13 protein-coding genes are annotated in these 16745 nt (G+C 67.1%); 7 read left to right on the top strand and 6 right to left on the bottom strand.

The window, feature by feature from the left end:
• The first annotated feature begins 53 nt into the window (after window positions 1-53).
• Complete coding sequence (locus tag AB0M15_RS33160) at window positions 54-1364, top strand: PEP/pyruvate-binding domain-containing protein (RefSeq protein ID WP_363827124.1); 1311 nt, start codon at window positions 54-56, stop codon at window positions 1362-1364.
• Here the strand turns inward: AB0M15_RS33160 and AB0M15_RS33155 are convergent.
• The 3 genes from AB0M15_RS33155 to AB0M15_RS33145 form a co-directional block, all read right to left on the bottom strand.
• On the bottom strand, window positions 1336-2388 hold the full coding sequence (locus AB0M15_RS33155; RefSeq protein WP_363827120.1) for a hypothetical protein: 1053 nt from the start codon (window positions 2386-2388) through the stop codon (window positions 1336-1338). The genes AB0M15_RS33160 and AB0M15_RS33155 overlap by 29 nt on opposite strands.
• Window positions 2385-2537, bottom strand: a complete 153-nt coding sequence (locus AB0M15_RS33150; protein ID WP_363827115.1) for a hypothetical protein — start codon at window positions 2535-2537, stop codon at window positions 2385-2387. Before AB0M15_RS33150 ends, AB0M15_RS33155 begins: the two co-directional genes overlap by 4 nt.
• Before the next feature lie 89 nt (window positions 2538-2626).
• On the bottom strand, window positions 2627-3490 hold the full coding sequence (locus AB0M15_RS33145; protein ID WP_363827109.1) for a DUF72 domain-containing protein: 864 nt from the start codon (window positions 3488-3490) through the stop codon (window positions 2627-2629).
• Window positions 3491-3616: 126 nt separating this feature from the next.
• Between AB0M15_RS33145 and AB0M15_RS33140 the strand changes: the two genes are divergently transcribed.
• The 3 genes from AB0M15_RS33140 to AB0M15_RS33130 are packed head-to-tail and all read left to right on the top strand — an operon-like array spanning window position 3617 to window position 5382.
• Window positions 3617-4129 carry a hypothetical protein gene (locus tag AB0M15_RS33140; protein WP_363827106.1) on the top strand — a complete coding sequence of 171 codons (513 nt, stop codon included), beginning with the start codon at window positions 3617-3619 and terminating at the stop codon, window positions 4127-4129.
• A 15-nt stretch (window positions 4130-4144) separates the two neighbouring features.
• Window positions 4145-5110, top strand: coding sequence for a winged helix-turn-helix domain-containing protein (locus AB0M15_RS33135; RefSeq protein WP_363827103.1), 966 nt, complete (start codon window positions 4145-4147; stop codon window positions 5108-5110).
• Window positions 5111-5133: 23 nt separating this feature from the next.
• Entirely contained in the window at window positions 5134-5382 is a 249-nt protein-coding gene (locus AB0M15_RS33130; RefSeq protein WP_363827099.1) for a hypothetical protein, read from the top strand.
• Window positions 5383-5451: 69 nt separating this feature from the next.
• Here AB0M15_RS33130 and AB0M15_RS33125 read toward each other — a convergent pair whose 3' ends face one another.
• Window positions 5452-6531, bottom strand: a complete 1080-nt coding sequence (locus AB0M15_RS33125; RefSeq protein ID WP_355678882.1) for an inositol-3-phosphate synthase — start codon at window positions 6529-6531, stop codon at window positions 5452-5454.
• A 10-nt stretch (window positions 6532-6541) separates the two neighbouring features.
• On the bottom strand, window positions 6542-7123 hold the full coding sequence (locus tag AB0M15_RS33120) for a PadR family transcriptional regulator (RefSeq protein WP_363827094.1): 582 nt from the start codon (window positions 7121-7123) through the stop codon (window positions 6542-6544).
• A gap of 222 nt (window positions 7124-7345) precedes the next feature.
• On the opposite strand from AB0M15_RS33120, the gene AB0M15_RS33115 reads away from it, so the two are divergent.
• From AB0M15_RS33115 to AB0M15_RS33105, 3 genes are all read left to right on the top strand, one after another.
• Complete coding sequence (locus AB0M15_RS33115; protein ID WP_363827088.1) at window positions 7346-8842, top strand: TIGR00366 family protein; 1497 nt, start codon at window positions 7346-7348, stop codon at window positions 8840-8842.
• 112 nt (window positions 8843-8954) lie between these two features.
• Window positions 8955-11201 carry a transglycosylase domain-containing protein gene (locus tag AB0M15_RS33110; protein ID WP_363827086.1) on the top strand — a complete coding sequence of 749 codons (2247 nt, stop codon included), beginning with the start codon at window positions 8955-8957 and terminating at the stop codon, window positions 11199-11201.
• 154 nt (window positions 11202-11355) lie between these two features.
• A complete protein-coding gene (locus AB0M15_RS33105) occupies window positions 11356-12558 on the top strand; it encodes a mannosyltransferase family protein (RefSeq protein WP_363827080.1) in 1203 nt (400 codons plus the stop codon).
• A gap of 170 nt (window positions 12559-12728) precedes the next feature.
• On the opposite strand, the gene AB0M15_RS33100 is transcribed toward AB0M15_RS33105, so the two are convergent.
• Window positions 12729-16694, bottom strand: coding sequence for a GH92 family glycosyl hydrolase (locus AB0M15_RS33100; protein ID WP_363827076.1), 3966 nt, complete (start codon window positions 16692-16694; stop codon window positions 12729-12731).
• Window positions 16695-16745 lie beyond the last annotated feature (51 nt).

Genomic DNA, 16745 nt, shown 5'->3' with positions numbered 1-16745 from the left:
CAACAAAACGTTGTCAACATTCTGTTGAAGCCAGCACCGGAGGGGACCGCGCGTTGATCATCCCGCTCACCGAAGCCACGCCCGAGAACGCCGGCGCCAAAGCAGCTGCTCTTGGCCGCCTGATCCGCGCCGGCTTCCCCGTCCCGCCAGGCTTCGTGATCCCCACCGCCGCCTACCGCTCCGCCACCGCCCACCCCGACCCCTCCGCCAATCCCGACCCCTCCGCCAACCCCGACCGGTCCGCCACCGGTCACGCCAGTCAGTTCGACGCGGGTCACCTCAGCCAGTCCGGCACCGGTCGCCGGCACCGGGATGTAGTTGTGTCGGCTTGGTTGGTGGACGAGTTGGCTGGGGTGTTGGACGTGCTGGGCGAATCGTCAGTTGCGGTGCGGTCGTCAGGTAGCGGTGAAGACAGTGCTGAGGGCTCGGCCGCCGGGCAATACGACAGCTATCTGGCGGTCGAAGGGCTGGCCGCCGTCGTTGCCAAGGTTCAGTTGGTCTGGGGCTCGTTGTGGAGCCGGCGCGCGGTCGCCTACCGGCTGCTTCACCCCGAACGAACTCCAGAGATCGCAGTGATCGTCCAGCGGTTCGTCGACGCGGAGGTGGCCGGGGTCCTGTTCACTGCCGACCCTCGTACGCCGGGTGGCGCGGCTGTGGTCGAGGCGTCGTGGGGGTTGGGAGAGACCGTGGTTCAGGGGTTGGTGACGCCCGACAGCTACGTGGTGCACGCCGCTGGCGAGATCGATCGGCGGTGTGGCAGCAAGGCGACCCGGCGGGATCGGGGGGCTGGCGGTGATGGTGGCGGCGTTGTCTCCAATGAGGTGCCGGTGGAGCAGCGGGAGAAGTTGTGTCTCTGGGATGAGCAGCTGAGGCGGATCGCGCGGTTGGGGCGGGAGGTTGCCGAGTTGATGGGCGGGCCGCAGGACATTGAGTTCGCGGTGGAGAACGATCGGATCTGGCTTGTCCAGACTCGGCCGATCACAGCTCCTCTCGATGCCCCGGAGCAGCAGCCGCAACCGACGGATGATGAGTCCGTACTCCGCGGCGTCGCCGGCAGTCCGGGAACTGCGTCCGGGCCGGCGCGGTTGGTCCGTGGAGTCGAGGATTTCGGGCGGGTCGAGGCGGGGGACATCCTGGTGTGCCGATTCACCGACCCGGTGTGGACGCCTTTGTTCGGCGTGGTTGCGGGCGTGGTGACTGAAGTGGGTGGACGATTGTCGCATGCGGCGATCGTTGCGCGGGAGCATCGGATCCCTGCTGTGCTTGGGGTTTCTGGAGTGATGAGCGCAGTGGAGGACGGGCAGTCGATCACGATCGTGGGGGACATGGGCACAGTCACCGTTCCAGGTCTCTTGCGGTCGTAGCGGTACCGGTCGAGGCGAGGGGCTTTGCCGACGCGGTCGGACGAGCCGGGGTACATGCTGTTGGTGGGCTGACTCCGGCGAAGGCGTGCAGGGCGGCTTGATGGGAGTCCGATGGGGTGAGCCGCTGGCTTGGTGCGGACGTCCCAGCAGGCGCAGCCGAGTCGCCGACAGGTGTGGCAGGAACCGACAGGTGGATTCGGGATGGTCGGGGGACCGGGGTGTAGTGGCGCTCGGCGGTGGTCAGTTCTTGGTGGAGCAGGGTGAGCGTTCTGGTGGCGGCTGCCTGGGAGCGGGAGGCGGCGAAGCCTCGGGGGAGGGGTTCGTAGAGTTCTAGGCCCTTGAAGGAGGAGCGCAGGGCTTGCTCCAGGTGGAGGCGTACTGCTGGGGCTTGGTCGGGTGGGACCAGGTGGGGTAGCTGGGTGGAGTGGTAGATGCGGGTGACTGCCTGGCGCCATTGACCTTCGGCGGTTTGCCGGTTGAGCAGGTCGAGGGTCTCGCCGCCGGGGGCGCCGGAGAGGCGGTCCAGGTCGGACGCGAGGAGGCGGACGGCGGGGACGAAGGCGGCATACGACGGTTCGCTGCGGACATGAAGGATGCCGGGGGCAACTTTGTCGATGTCGAGCTCGCGGATGTAGTCGTTCAGACGGTCGAGCGCCCAGGCTTCCGCGACGCCCTCCTCCAGGGCACGGCCGCCGGGGAGCTTGAAGGCGGCACGCGCTGCCTCCTGCGTGGCATCCGCCGGGCCGAGGAAATGCGACTGCTCGTGCAGCAGCGTCACCAACGCTTCGCGACAGCGGAGGAGCTCGGCTTCGGAGCGTGGTTCGCCCGCGCGCTCGTACAGATCTCGCAAGGGGTCGAGGATGTACTCGCGGTCGAGGTGCAGGGTGCCGTCCCAGTGCGCCAGGCCGAGGATTCCTTCGCCGGCTTCGACGATCTCACCGTTCCAGGCGGTCTGGTCGGCGCCGCTGATTCGCAGCGCCGCCCAAGCGTGCTGCTCCAGCAGGTCCTCGAGGGAGGCGATCACGGCGCGAGCGCCAGGGCCACGCGGATCAGGGAGTCCACTGATCGTCGGAGGTTGAGCTGCTCCTGCGGGTTCTCACAGGTCTCCGCGCGCCGGCGCAGGTCGGCGATCAGCAGCTGGGTACGGATGTAGCGATCTTCAGTGGATTCCATGGCTGTCCTCCCGGGAGATTGGTCTCACCGGGGAACATATGGACTTTCACGCCGTGCTCAGCCGCGGATTTCCCAGCTGTGGACAACCCTCAGAACAGGGTCGGCGGCTCCGCCGGGACGGACACCGGCGAGGGCAGAATCGGTACCAGCTCAGGCGCCCGCGAACGGACGTCCTCGTAGAACCGCCGAGCCAGAGCAAGCGCCTCGACGTTGTCCGGAGTGTGGAGGAATACGGTCGGCGACCGCCCCTCCTGCAGCCACCCAGCGGTCTGATCCGCGAGGTACTGCCAGCCAGCAGCCGTCACCTCGACGTCGTCCCGCCCGATGTACCGCACGATCGGGTACTGCGTGAGCGCCCGCGTCCGGCGAGGCAACCGCGGCTTGTTCAGCCAGGCCTCCCGCTCGCCATAACTCGACGCGGCCGTCTCGAACAGCGTCACGGTGTCGAACGGCACCCACTCCGCACCCACTCGCCCGAGCACCTGCTCCAACTGCTGCGTCGCCCGATCGTCGGAGAAGAACGCCGGATGCCGTACTTCGACCGCGTACCTGAACGCACTAGGCGCCCGCTGAAGAAACGCCGCCAACGCCCCCAGCTCCGACGGCCCGAAGGACGCCGGCAACTGAATCCCCAACGCATGCGCGCGCGACCCGAGCGGCCGCATCGCCTCCAGGAACGTCCGCAACTCCGCGTCAGCCTGATCGTGCAGCCGCAGGTCATGCGTGATCACCTTCGGCAGCTTGAGCACGAAGCGGAAATCGGGCGCGACCTGCGCGGCCCACATCTCCACCGTCGCCCGCGCCGGCGTCGCGTAGAAGGTCGTGTTGCCCTCGACCGCGTTGCACCAAGTCGCGTACGCCTCCAGCCGCTCGGAGGCAGGCAGCGGATGCGGCAGGAACCGCCCGTTCCACGGCGTGTGCGTCCACATCGCGCACCCCACATGCAGCTGCATGAGGCAAGACGCTACCGAACCCCACCGACCTTTTGGCTGTCGCCGAATCGTGGCAGGCCCAGCACCCGCAGCCCGAGCCTTCCTTCGTGCCTCTCATCCGTGAAGGGGTCTAGAACAGGAGTCGTCATGGACCGATCTCTCACCCGCCGAGTCACCAGCCTGCTGGCCGCAGCGGCCGCTGTCATCGCGATACCTGGCGCCGCCAACGCGGCCACAGCTGCCAGCAGCAACGAGTCCACGCAGGCCAAGACCTGCGCACAGAAGTTCGATCAGGCGCAGCGCACCGACATGGAGTCGTTCCGCGACTTCGACCGGGACAAGTGGCTCGCCGGACACGACAAGGGCGTGGTGAGCATCGTCGCCGACGGTCGCGTCCGGGTCGGCCTGGATGCCGTGGCCGAGGCGAGCAGGCCGCGCTTCATCAGCAAGGACTCGGTCTGGTCGTGGACCGAGTTGACGCGCAAGGTCGACGGCTGCAAGACCGGCTTCATCGTCTACACCACGAAGTACGCTATTCCGCGCCTCGACTACTGGTTCACGGCCGTCACGGCTGTCACCTACGAGTACAAGCACGGCCGATGGCTGACGGTCCTCGACCAGGGCACGCTGCTCGAGGAACACGTCGGGTCAGCCGGGTAAGGCGAGGAGAACGCCATGATCGAGCTGGAGCTGACAGTGCCGGACCTCACCAAGGTCCGGTTCACCAGCGATGCCGTCTGGGAGACGACGGCGAGCCTGACCCTGATCAACCACCGGCAACACTTCCAGCTCCATCGGCACCTGCAGCCGCGAGTGCCGCGCGACCCGGACTTCGACCTCGCGCTGCTGCTCGAGCTCACCCAGGCGGATCACTTCATCCCCGATCTCCTCGGTCCCATGCCGTCGGCCCGACCGGCCCATCCGCTCGACCAGTTCGCGCGACTCGCCACGACGAACGATCAGGTCCTCGAGTCGGATCTGCGCGTACTACGTGACCTCGGCTCGCGAATCGGGCGGATGGCCTGCCGCGAGTACGCCGAACGCACAGCCGAGGCCATGGCGGCGTACTGGACGGCAGTACTGGAGCCCCTCTGGGAACGGATCGAGGCGATCACCGGTGCCGACATCGCCCATCGATCCGTCGCCCTGGCCTCCGACGGGCTCGAGCGAGCGCTGGACGAGCTACATGACGCAGTCACCTGGGCAGGGGACGGCCTGAGCCTCGCGCTCGGTCAGGGCCAGGTACGGCTACCCTCCACCGGCCAGGGCCTCTGGCTGCTGCCACTGGTCTTTCGGGGGCCGGGCGTGATGCTCGCGGACAACGCCACCCCACCAGTGATCGCGTACTCCGCCCGCGGCGCCGGCCAACTCTGGGAGCAACCGGTCGAGTCGATCATCGGCGGCCTGGACGCCCTCATCGGCCATTCCCGGGCAGCGATCCTCGCGCGACTCAGCGTCCCACTCTCGACGACCTCCCTGGCCGGATCCCTCCGGCTCAGCCCGGGAACCGTCAGTCAGCACCTCGCAGTCCTCGTCTCGGCCGGCCTGTGCACCTCCCGCCGAGACGGCAAACGAGTCCTGTACGCCCGTACGCCGCGCGCCGACCTACTCCTCGACATCGACGCAGCCCAGGCCCGCTGACCAACCGGACAAGGAGATCCCTGATGGCAAGCACACCGAAGAAGTCGTACGACGGGTTCACCGAGGCGGAACGGGGGGCGATGAAGGAGCGGGCCAAGGAGCTCAAGGCGACCGCCGAGGGGGATGTGGCGATTCGCGAGAAGGTCGCCGAGATGGCCGAGGACGACCGGGTGATCGCCGAGCGGATCCATCAGCTCGTCCGGGGAGCGGCGCCCGAGCTCACCCCGAGGCTGTACTACGGGATGCCCGCCTACGCGCTGGACGGGAAGTAGGACGCTGACAACGAGAAGGCCTCCCTGCTCAGGACGAGCAGGGAGGCCTTCCGTAGTACGGGGACTAGCTCAGCGCTCGACCTCGCCCTTGATGAACTTCTCGACCAGGTCGCGGCAGACGTCGTCGGCGTACTGCTCCGGCGGCGACTTCATGAAGTACGACGAGGCGGACAGGATCGGGCCGCCGATGCCGCGGTCCTTGGCGATCTTCACGGCGCGGATCGCGTCGATGATGATGCCGGCCGAGTTCGGCGAGTCCCAGACCTCGAGCTTGTACTCCAGCGACAGCGGCACGTCGCCGAAGTTGCGGCCCTCGAGCCGGATGAAGGCCCACTTGCGGTCGTCCAGCCAGGCCACGTAGTCCGACGGGCCGATGTGCACGTTGCGCGGGTCGATCTTGTCGACCAGCTGCGAGGTGACGGACTGGGTCTTGCTGATCTTCTTGGACTCCAGCCGGTCGCGCTCCAGCATGTTCTTGAAGTCCATGTTGCCGCCGACGTTCAGCTGGTACGTCCGGTCGACGGTGACGCCGCGGTCCTCGAACAGCTTGGCCAGCACCCGGTGGGTGATGGTGGCGCCGATCTGCGACTTGATGTCGTCGCCGACGATCGGCACGCCCGCCTCGGTGAACTTGTCGGCCCACTCCTTGGTGCCGGCGATGAACACCGGCAGCGCGTTGACGAAGGCGACCTTGGCGTCGATCGCGCACTGGGCGTAGAACTTGGCAGCCTGCTCCGACCCGACGGGCAGGTAGCAGACCAGCACGTCGACCTTGGCCTCACGAAGCGCCGCGACGACATCCACCGGCGCCGCGTCGGACTCGGTGATGGTCTCGCGGTAGTACTTGCCGAGGCCGTCGAGGGTGTGACCGCGCTGCACGGTGACACCGCTCGGCGGTACGTCGCAGATCTTGATCGTGTTGTTCTCGCTGGCGCCGATCGCGTCGGCGAGGTCGAGGCCGACCTTCTTGCCGTCCACGTCGAACGCGGCGACGAACTCGACGTCGCGGACGTGGTAGTCGCCGAACTGGACGTGCATCAGACCGGGGACGCGCTCGTCGGGCTTCGCGTCGCGGTAGTAGTGCACGCCCTGGACGAGCGAGCTGGCGCAGTTGCCGACACCGACGATCGCTACGCGGATCGAAGTCATCTGGAACTCCTTAGTTGGGGGGTGGAACAGGCGGTTGGTGCTCTTCAGGGGGCCGCTGCCGGCTGCGTTCGCCGTCGATCAGCTCGTTCAGCCAGCGGACCTCGCGCTCGGCCGACTCCAGGCCGTGCCGTTGCAGCTCGAGGGTGTACGCGTCGACCCGCTCCGCGGTCCGGCTCATCGCGGCCCGGAAGTTGGCCAGCCGTTCCTCCATCCGGGCCCGTCGGCCCTCGAGGATGCGCAACCGGGTGGCCGGATCGGTCCGGCCGAAGAACGAGAACCGGACGCCGAACGTGTCGTCCTCCCACGCCGACGGTCCGGCGTCGTGCATCGCTTGGGCGAAGTGGTCCTTGCCGTCGGCCGTGATCGTGTAGACGATCTTCTGCCTCCGGCCGGCGTCCGGCGTACCGGCGTCGGCGGAGATCAGTCCGTTGCGGAGCATCGCCTTCAGACACGGGTAGAGCGATCCGAACGACAGCACGCGTCCCCAGCCGAACTGGGCGTTGACGCGCTTGCGGAGCTCGTATCCGTGCATCGGCGCTTCGTGCAACAGGCCGAGTACGGCGAGTTCCAGGACCCCGCTGCGGTTTCCCATGACCCACCTCCCTCGACCATTTTGTCATGGTTTGTCATGACCTGATGTATCGAGTTGATACATCGCTTCGCCACTGTAAGCACGGCGGTCGGCTGTGGACAACTCCTGACAAAGACGGACTTTGTTAGCTATCCCACGACCCACTGCGGCAAAACCTGTTACGTCAGGCGCTGATCTGCGTTAATCACTTGACATAGAGTCGTGGGTCAGGAGCGGAGGGTCATGGCGGACAGCCATGGGAAGCACGCGAAGCACGGCACCGAGGGCGAGGGCCCGTTGGCCCGGACCGCGCTGCGCTTCACCGCCTTCACCGAGAAGTGGTTGCCGGACGCGTTCGGGTTCGTGCTGGTCGGCACCTTCGTGGTGCTCGTCTTTGGGCTGATCACCGGCGAGCCGCTGCTGAAGCGCCCGGACGACCCGGCCGCGACCAAGGGCTACGGCATGGTCGATGCGTGGGGTCTCGGGTTCTGGAGCCTGATCACCTTCACGCTGCAGATGGCGATGATCATCATCGGCGGGTACGCCGTGGCGACCAGCGGCCCGGTTGCCCGGCTGATCACCAGGCTGGCCCGGATCCCCAAGTCACCCCGTACTGCGGTGGCGTTCGTCGCCGCGGTCGCGATGCTGGCCTCGTACCTCAACTGGGCCTTCAGCCTGATCTTCGCCGCCATCCTCGCCCGTGAGGTGGCCCGCAACGTGCCCAAGGCCGACTACCGGGCACTGGGGGCGATGGCGTTCCTGGGACTCGGCACGGTCTGGGCGCAAGGGCTGTCCGGCTCGGCCGCTCTGCAGGTCGCGAGTGCGAGCAGTAGTCCGGCGCCGGTTCAGGAGGTGATCCGGGCCGGCGGGCATGCCAGTGGGTTGATCCCGCTCAGCGACACGATCTTCACCTGGCAGGCGATCGTGGCGACGCTGATCGTGTACGCCGTCGGCGTGACGATGGCGTGGTTCGTCGCACCGGGGGAGGGCAACGCCAAGACGGCCGAGGACATCGGCATCGAGCTGCGACCGCTGATCGGTCGCGGTTCGGCGTACAACGGGAAGCGGGTGGACGGTGCGGAGGACGAGCAGCGCCGGCCGGGTGACTGGCTGGAGCACTCGCCGCTGTTCAGCCTGCTGGTCGTGTTGCTCGGTGCGATCTACCTGGTGCGGTACTTCGACGGCAAGAGCTTCTTCAACGCGCTCGACCTGAACACCGTCAACCTGATCCTGTTCCTGCTCGCCATGCTGCTGCACTGGCGGCCGTGGCGGATGGCCCGGGCCGTGCGTGACGGTGCGCCGGCGGCGGCCGGAGTACTGCTGCAGTTCCCGTTGTACGGCGGCATCTTCGGCATGATCGCGTACACCGGCATCTCGGCCCGGCTGGCCGGGTGGTTGGTGCAGGCAAGCAACCAGTTCTTCTTCCCGCCGCTGGTCGCGATCTACTCCTGTGTGCTGGGGGTGTTCGTGCCCAGCGGTGGCAGCAAGTGGGTGATCGAGGCGCCGTACGTGCTCGACGCGGCCAACCAGCTGCATGTCGACGCGGGCTGGATGGTGGTCGTATACGACCTCGGGGAAGCCAGCGCCAACCTGCTGCAACCGTTCTGGATGCTGCCGACGCTGGCCATCCTCGGGCTCAAGGCGCGCGACATCATGGGCTACACGTTCACCATGTTCCTGGCCTGCTTCCCGGCCGCGCTGATCGCTGTGACGCTGCTCGCACCGCACGTGACCGGCTGAGTCTGCGGTGACCGGGTCCGGCGGCTACGATCCAAGGCGGAATAGGGACCGTTACCACATCCGCCGTACTCTGTGACGCAATGACTTCAGCGAGATCGTCGAGGATTGCACTGTGAGTGAAGGTCGTAGGAAGGCTCCTACCCGCGCACGCCGCAAGAAACACTGGGCACTGAGAGTAGCGGGCTGGTTGCTGGCACTGTTCTTCCTCGGTGTGATCGGCGTCGTCGCGGCCTTCTTCATCGGGTACCAGACGACGGACATCCCGGACCCCAACAAGGAGTTCGCGGCGAACACGACGACGGTCTACTGGTCCGACGGAAAGACGGTGCTGGGCACCTTCTACGACCAGAACCGGCGCTCGGTACCGCTGGAGCAGATCCCGAAGTACGTCCAGGACGCGATGATCGCCGCCGAGGACCGGACCTTCTGGACCAACCCGGGCGTGTCGCCCTCCGGGATGGCGCGGGCCGCGTTCAACATCGCCCGGGGCCAGCAGTTGCAGGGTGGCTCGACGATCACCCAGCAGTACGTGAAGATCATGTACCTGACCCAGGAGCGGACCTTCTCGCGGAAGTTCTCCGAGCTCTTCATCGCGACCAAGCTGAGCCGGTCGCAGGACAAGAAGCAGATCCTCGAGGGTTACCTGAACACCATCTACTTCGGTGAGGGCGCGTACGGCGTCGCGGCCGCCGGCGAGGCGTACTTCAACGTCAAGCAGCCGAACCAGCTCAGCGTCCCGCAGGCCGCGTTCCTCGCAACCGTGCTGAACAACCCGACGCGGTTCGACCCGGACAACAAGTCGGCGGCGGCGCAGAAGCGGATCCTGGAGCGCTACCAGTACGTCATCGACGGGATGCGGCAGAGCGGCACCATCACCGAGGCGAAGGCGGCGCAGTACAGCGCGAAGCTGCCGGTGATCAACAAGCCGAAGAAGTCCGGCGGCAAGTACGCGGGTCCGAACGGCTTCCTGCTCGACATGGCCAAGAAGGAACTCGGGAAGCTCGTCCCGCAGGACCAGATCAGCGGCGGCGGTCTGAAGGTCATCACCACCTTCGACAAGACCAGACAGGGCGAGATGACCCGGGCTGCCCAGAGCGAACTGCCGAAGAAGCGCGACAACCTCCACATCGGGATGGCCTCGGTCACGCCGGGCACTGGTCAACTGGTCGCGATGTACGGCGGTCCCGACTACCTGAAGAGCCAGCTGAACTGGGCGACGGCCAAGGGCCGGCCCGGCTCGTCATTCAAGCCGTTCGCTGTCGCGGCGGCGCTGCAGGACGACCGCAGCATCTACGACACGTTCCAGGGCGACAGCCCGATCGTGGTCCAGGGCAAGAAGCTCAACAACGAGTTCGACGACGACTACGGCGACGTGAACCTGCTGCAGGCGACCGAGCAGTCCATCAACACCGCTTTCTACGACCTGGTCGACAAGCAGATGGAGGACGGCCCCTCAAAGGTGGTCGACGCCGCCGAGGCGGCCGGCATCCCGAAGACCGCCGATCTCGAGCGTGGCCGGAACAACCCGTCGACCGTGCTCGGCCCAGACCCGTACGCAGCGCCCGTCGACATGGCCAACGCGTACGCGACCTTCGCCGCCGGCGGCAAGTTCGTGCCGCTGCACGTCCTGAAGTCCGTCAGCGGCCCGAACTTCAAGACCTGGACGGACCAGAAGGAGATCATCGCGAAGAAGGCGAAGCAGAACTTCACGCCTGAGGTCGCCAACATGGTCAACTACGTCCTGCAGAACGTGGTCGAAGGCAAGAAGGGCACGGGCGACAAGGCGCAGGCCCTCGACCGGCCAGTGGCGGGCAAGACCGGTACTGCCGGTGGTACCGCCCTCGAGCACCGCAAGGCGAACGCCGCGTGCGGCGGCTGCAAGGAGGGGAAGGACACCCTGACGTCGTGGTGGGCCGGATACACGCCACAGCTGTCTACCGCCGTGCTGTACCGGGCCGGTGCGTCCGGTGAAGGCGACCTCGACCCGTACAGCAGCGACAAGGCGTTCTTCGGTGGCAACTGGCCGGTGAAGACCTGGCTCGCCTACATGGAGCCGGCCCTCGCGGGCACGTCGCCGGAGGAGTTCGCTCCGGCCGACGAGGAAGCGATCAAGGACAGCCCGACGCCGACCTTCACCCCGACGCCGACGTTCACCCCGACGCCGACCAACACTCCGCCCCCGTCGAACACGCCGCCGCCGTCCTCGAACACCCCGCCCCCGCCCAGCAACACCAACAGCCCGACGCCGCCGCCGCCGACGAACACCAAGACCACGAAACCACCGGGCTGGCCGTCGATCCCCACCAAACCGACCAAAACACCGAACACCCCGGAACCACCGGGCGGCGACGGTCAATAGCCTCACAGAACGGCACCTCGTACTTCGAGGTGCCGTTCTCTTCTGCTGCCGGCGCGTTCGACTGGGAAATGTGGGATGGGGCACGATGGGGGTGTGAAGGCGCCTAGGCGGAAGGTTGCGCGGCGGGGGCGCTGTGCGCAGAAACGGGCGTCCGGTGGTTGTTGAGCGGTCGGCGTCCGAGGCTTCCGAGGAGCAGCCGCGGCGGGCCCGGCGGGCCAGGCAAGGGACGGCGCTCGGGATCCGGTGGCGGCCTGATCTGACGTTCCGGGAGACGCTCGGATGGTGGCTGGTCAGCCGGATCGGGATCTTCGTGATCTCGGTGTCGGCGCCGTTGCTGTTCAACCGGGGGACCGACTACCCCAATGTGTGGCACGCCTGGCTGCAGTGGGATGTGTGGCACTTCAAGGCGATCGCCGACTACGGGTACAACCATGGAGAGCCGTCCGGGGCGCCGCTGGCCGCGTTCTTTCCGGGGCTGCCTTACCTGATGCGGGTCGTTGGCTGGACCGGTATCGGGCCGGTTGCCGGCGGGGTGGTGGTCTCGCTCGTGGCCAGCGCGGTGGCGGGGGTCTACCTTGCCCGGCTTGCGCAGTACGAGTTTCCTCAGTTGACCAACTTCGGGCCGAAGGCGGCGCTGATCTGGTTCGCGGCGCCGGTCGGGGTGTTTCTCGCGGCGCCGTACACGGAGGCGTTGTTCTGCGCCTTCGCCTTCCCCGGCTGGCTCGCGGCCCGGCAGGGCAGATGGGCGCGGGCGGCGCTGTTCGTCGCGCTGGCGTCGACGGTCCGGGTGTCGGGGATCTTCCTGATCTTCGCGCTCGGCGTCGAGTTCCTCACCTCGAAGAAGCGCGACTGGTACTCCGTGCCGTGGCTGGCTTTGCCGCTCGTACCGGTGCTCGGTTTCATGGCCTACCTGAAGCAGATCCACGGATCGTGGTTCGCCTGGCAGGAGGCGCAGGAGAAGGGCTGGGCGCGGGAATTCACCAAGCCGTGGATCTCGCTGCAGCACACCGTCGAGGCCGCGACCAAAGGCCACTTCGCGGCTGACCACAGCGACTGGACCTGGATGTTCCGGGCCGAGCTGGTCGCGCTCGCCGTCGGCCTGATCCTGCTGGCGTGGCTCCTCTGGCGCCACTCCTGGGGCGAGGCCGCCTGGGTCGCCAGCACCATCGCAGCCTTCGTCACCTCGTTCTGGATCTACTCCCTGACCCGCGCCACCCTCCTGTGGTGGCCGCTCTGGATCGGCCTCGCAGTCCTAGCCGAACGGAAACCCTGGCTGGGCCGCCTCTACCTAGCGGTAGCAGTACCCCTGGCAGCCATCTGGGCCGCCGCCTTCTTCACCGGCCGCTGGACCGGCTGAGACCCAAATCTGTCCAGGATGTGGACAGATTTGGGTCAAGGCAACCTAAGCGGAGTGTTGCTCGTCAGTACTGGTGTTGGGGTGGCAGGCCGGGCGGGGTCGCCACCCCTCCATAATTTCCCGGCGGAACCTCTCAGGGGCAGGTTCCGCCGGATTTTTTTTGTCTCCTGTCAGCCGAAGTTGCGGTCAATAGGTTGGGACGGGGTGACGCTCGGCTTGGACTGGGCGACCCGCTTGTCGCTCGGGTGGGTGCCCGCCTCGACGCCCTTCAGCGTGCCGAGCAGTTCGAACTCGGACAGCGTGACGCCGGTGGCGCCGGCTGCCGGAGTCATCACCAGCCGGTACTGCGTGTACGGCTTCGGCGCGGCCACGCTGAACGACCGGGTGTACGCCGGGAAGGCCCACGACTGGCCACTCCGCTTGTCCACCTCGGTCCACGTGGTCCCGTCGTTCGACCCTTCCAGCGTCCACGCCGACGGCGCTACTCCGGTGTTGCCGCTGGTCAGCGTGTACATCGTGACCGGCCGGCCCTGCTCGAGCTGAACCGAAACGGTCGGCGTCGCGCCGGTCAGCGTGACCTGCTTCTTCGAGTCGTTGTCGGTCAGCGCCGACACGTCCACTCCACCGGCCGAGGTCACCGCACCGGTGTCCTCGGTCGAGTCGCGCCACGTCTTCGGGTCCTCGCCCGGAGTCGTGATCGACGGCGGGGCGTCGTTGCGGCCGGAACCCCAGGTCGACGGCTGGTCGGTCATGTCGAACTCGATCTTGCCGCCGGACGCGATCAGGTCGTGCGGCAGGTTGGTCGAGCTCCACGCCTTGCCGTTGACCTTCACGCCCTTCACGTACTTGTGCGTCGCACTGTTGTTCGGCGCGCTGATGGTCAACTTCTTGCCACCGGACAGCCGGACCGTCGCCTTGGTGAACAGCGGCGCCCCGATCGCGTAGTTCGGCGAGCCGACCTGCAGCGGGTAGAAGCCGAGCATGCTGAACAGGTACCAGGACGACATCTCACCGTTGTCCTCGTCGCCCGGGTAGCCCTGGCCGATCTCGGACCCGAGGTACAGCCGGTCGAGCACCTCGCGCACCTTCTCCTGCGTCTTCGACGGCTGCCCGACGAAGTCGTACATGTAGGCGATGTGGTGCGACGGCTGGTTCGAATGCCCGTACTGGCCCATCCGGACGTCCCGCGCCTCGAGCATCTCGTGGATCGTGCCGCCGTAGCCGCCGGTGTGCAGTGCGTCCTCCGGCGTACTCCAGAACTCGTCGAGCTTCTTCGCCAGACCGTCGCGACCGCCGTACACGGCAGCCAGGCCGGCGCCGTCCTGCGGGGTCGAGAAGGCCATGTTCCAGGCGTTCGTCTCGGTGTAGTCGTGACCCCAGTCCATCGGGTCGAAGGTGGTCGGCGAGTTGCCCCAGGTGCCGTCACCATTGCGGCCCTGGAAGAAGTTCAGCGCCGGGTCGAACAGCGTGACGTAGTTGCGCGCCCGGTTCAGGTAGTAGTCGTAGTTGTCCTTGTACTCCTGCTTGCGCGGGTCATTGCTCTTGGCCGCGTCGTACAGCGCCTTCGACATGTTCGCGATGCCGAAGTCGTTGATGTAGCCGTCCATCGACCAGCTGAAGCCCTCTCCGGTGGTGTTGGCCGTGTAGCCGGCGAACACCGAGTGGTCGAGGCCCTTGCGGCCGACGTTGTCTGTCGGCGGGCGGGCCGCCGCGTTCTTCAGGGCCGCGTCGTAGGCAGCCTGTACGTCGATGCCCTTGATCCCCTTGAGGTAGGCGTCGGCGAAGGCGACGTCCGAGCTGGTGCCGACCATCAGGTTGGCGTACCCCGGCGAGGACCAGCGCGAGATCCAGCCGCCGTCCTTGTACTGCTGGACGAACCCGTTGACCAGGTCGGCCGCGTCGTCCTGCGAGAACAGGCTGTACGCCGGCCAGACCGTCCGGTACGTGTCCCAGAACCCGTTGTTGACGAAGGTCTGGCCGGTGACGATCTTCGAGCCGGTCGTGGTCGGCGTGTCCGCCCCGACCTTCGGCGAGGTCGGCGACGCGTAGCTGATCACCGGCTTCGCGGCGGTACCGGTGTTCTCCGAGCCGTTGTTCGGGTAGAGGAACAGCCGGTACAGGTTGGAGTACATCGTGTGCAGCTGGTCGGTGGTCGCGCCCTCGACCTCGATTGTGGACAGCTTGGCGTCCCAGGCGTTCTGGGCCGCGTTGCGGACCTTCTCGAACCGGCTGCCCTCGGCCAGCTCCAGTTCGAGGTTCTTCTTCGCCTGCGCGGTGCCGATCAGCGAGGTCGCGATCCGCAGCTGGACCTGCTTCACCGACGGGCCGAAGGTGAAGTAGCCGCCGACGTTCGCGCCGCCACCGTTGGAGAGTTTGCCGCTGGCAACGACCTTCTGGTCGACGACGCCGTACACGAACAGCCGGCCGGCGCCGGTGGACAGCCCGCTTTTCACATCGCTGTAGCCGGTGACCACGCCGGTCGCCGGGTCCAGCGTCAGGCCGCCGAGGTTGCTGGTGTTGTCGAACACCAGCGACGCCTTGCCGGCCGGGAAGGAGAACCGCATCATCGCGGCGTGGTCGGTCGGGGTCAGCTCGGCCGCGTTGCCGTTGTCGAACGTGACGCCGTAGTAGTACGGCCGGGCGATCTCGTTGTCATGGCTGAACGACCAGGCCCGCGCGTCCCGGTTCGCGGTCGGCGTGTCGGCCGTGGACGGCATCACCTGGAAGGTCTGCCGGTCACCCATCCACGGGCTCGGCTCGTGGCTGATCGAGAACGCCTGGATCTCCGGCCTGTTCTGGTCGTTGTTGCCCTTGGCGTAGTCGTACAGCCAGGAGATCGAGCCGGCGTTCGTCACCGGCGTCCAGAAGTTGAAGCCGTGCGGGACGGCAGTCGCCGGGAAGTTGTTGCCCCGGGAGAAGCCGCCGGTGGAGTTCGTACCGCGGGTGGTGATCGCCAGGTCCGACGGGTGGTGCCGGGCGGTCAGCTGGGAGGCGGCGTCCGAAGTGGTCGCCTTGCTGATCCGGATGTCGTCGATCCAGCCGCGGAAGTCGGCCGGGCCGGACGGCTTGTCGTAGCCGACCAGGATCCGGGTCACCGTCTTGCCGGCCGCGACCTTGCCCAGGTCGGCCTCGATGTTGTTCCACTGGTTCGTGGACAGGCCCTTGGCGTCGCCCTGACCGCGCGGGCTGAGCTCGAAGCCGTGGTGGTCCTTGGCCTTCAGATCGCTCAGGTAGGTGCCGTCGGAGAACGCGAGATCCACGGCGGCGAAGGTGCTCGGGTAGCTCAGGTCACCCTCGACGTGCTCGGGGAAGATCTTGTACCCGAGCTGGGTGTCCGGGCCGATGGTCAGGTCGACGTCGGCGATCTTGTTCCAGGTGTAGCCCCGGCCCTCGGCGGTCTGGTGACCGGCGTACCGGAAGGACTTGACGCCGGTGAAGCCGGTCCGGGCGCGGGCGTTGTATGCGCTGGTCGGGCCGGAGTCCAGGCGCGACTCTGCCGTCTTACCAGGAGGCGGCAGCGGGGCGCCGTTGGACAGGTACCAGTCGGCCAGCTGGACGATGTCCTCGCCGTGGTTCAGCGTGACGTCGAACTTGAAGAACTTGTACGCCGTTTCGTTGCTGAAGCTGTACTCCTTGGTCTGGAACCGGTCGGCGAAGCTCTCGCCGGTCCGGGTGTCCAGGGTGGTCCAGGTCGTACCGTCGTTCGAGCCGGAGACGGTCCAGTTCTGCGGGTCGCGGCCGTCGGCGTCGTTGGCCGAGGTGAGCGCGTACTTGCGGATCACGACCGGTGCCGACGTCTCGTAGGTCAGCCAGCCGGTCGGCTCGAACACCAGCCACTTGGTGAACTTGTCGCCGTCGGCGGCGTTGGTCGCGATCTCGCCGCCGCCGGTGTTCTCGCCGTTCGCGGTCACCTTGGTGACCTTGTCCATCTCGCTGCCGCCGATCCCGGTCGGCGTCGGGCCTTCGACCCCACCGGACCGCGGCTGACCGTCGGGGCCGGTCTCGACCGCGTCGGTGTATCCGGGCTGCGGCTGGCCCGGCTCGAAGGAGGTGAAGAAGCTGGTACCGGACACGGCCGGCTGCGCTTCGGCAGCCGGGCTCGCGGTGGAGCCGGCGCTCGCTGACGTGGAGGACATGGCAGACATTGTCACAACAAGCCCGACGGCCGTGACGAGCCCCAGGGGGCG

It is taken from the genome of Kribbella sp. NPDC051718 (genome assembly GCF_040681515.1).
GTDB lineage: Bacteria > Actinomycetota > Actinomycetes > Propionibacteriales > Kribbellaceae > Kribbella.
Note: the sequence above shows the minus strand (reverse complement) of the source record. Positions and strands in the feature narration are given on the sequence as shown.

Bases quoted from the DNA above. Each gene is read 5' to 3' on its own strand.
- AB0M15_RS33100 (WP_363827076.1), bottom strand. From the start codon at position 16,694: ATGTCCTCCACGTCAGCGAGCGCCGGCTCCACCGCGAGCCCGGCTGCC.
- AB0M15_RS33120 (WP_363827094.1), bottom strand. From the start codon at position 7,123: ATGGGAAACCGCAGCGGGGTCCTGGAACTCGCCGTACTCGGCCTGTTG.
- AB0M15_RS33135 (WP_363827103.1), top strand. From the start codon at position 4,145: ATGATCGAGCTGGAGCTGACAGTGCCGGACCTCACCAAGGTCCGGTTC.
- AB0M15_RS33115 (WP_363827088.1), top strand. From the start codon at position 7,346: ATGGCGGACAGCCATGGGAAGCACGCGAAGCACGGCACCGAGGGCGAG.
- AB0M15_RS33150 (WP_363827115.1), bottom strand. From the start codon at position 2,537: ATGGAATCCACTGAAGATCGCTACATCCGTACCCAGCTGCTGATCGCC.
- AB0M15_RS33130 (WP_363827099.1), top strand. From the start codon at position 5,134: ATGGCAAGCACACCGAAGAAGTCGTACGACGGGTTCACCGAGGCGGAA.
- AB0M15_RS33125 (WP_355678882.1), bottom strand. From the start codon at position 6,531: ATGACTTCGATCCGCGTAGCGATCGTCGGTGTCGGCAACTGCGCCAGC.
- AB0M15_RS33140 (WP_363827106.1), top strand. From the start codon at position 3,617: ATGGACCGATCTCTCACCCGCCGAGTCACCAGCCTGCTGGCCGCAGCG.
- AB0M15_RS33145 (WP_363827109.1), bottom strand. From the start codon at position 3,490: ATGCAGCTGCATGTGGGGTGCGCGATGTGGACGCACACGCCGTGGAAC.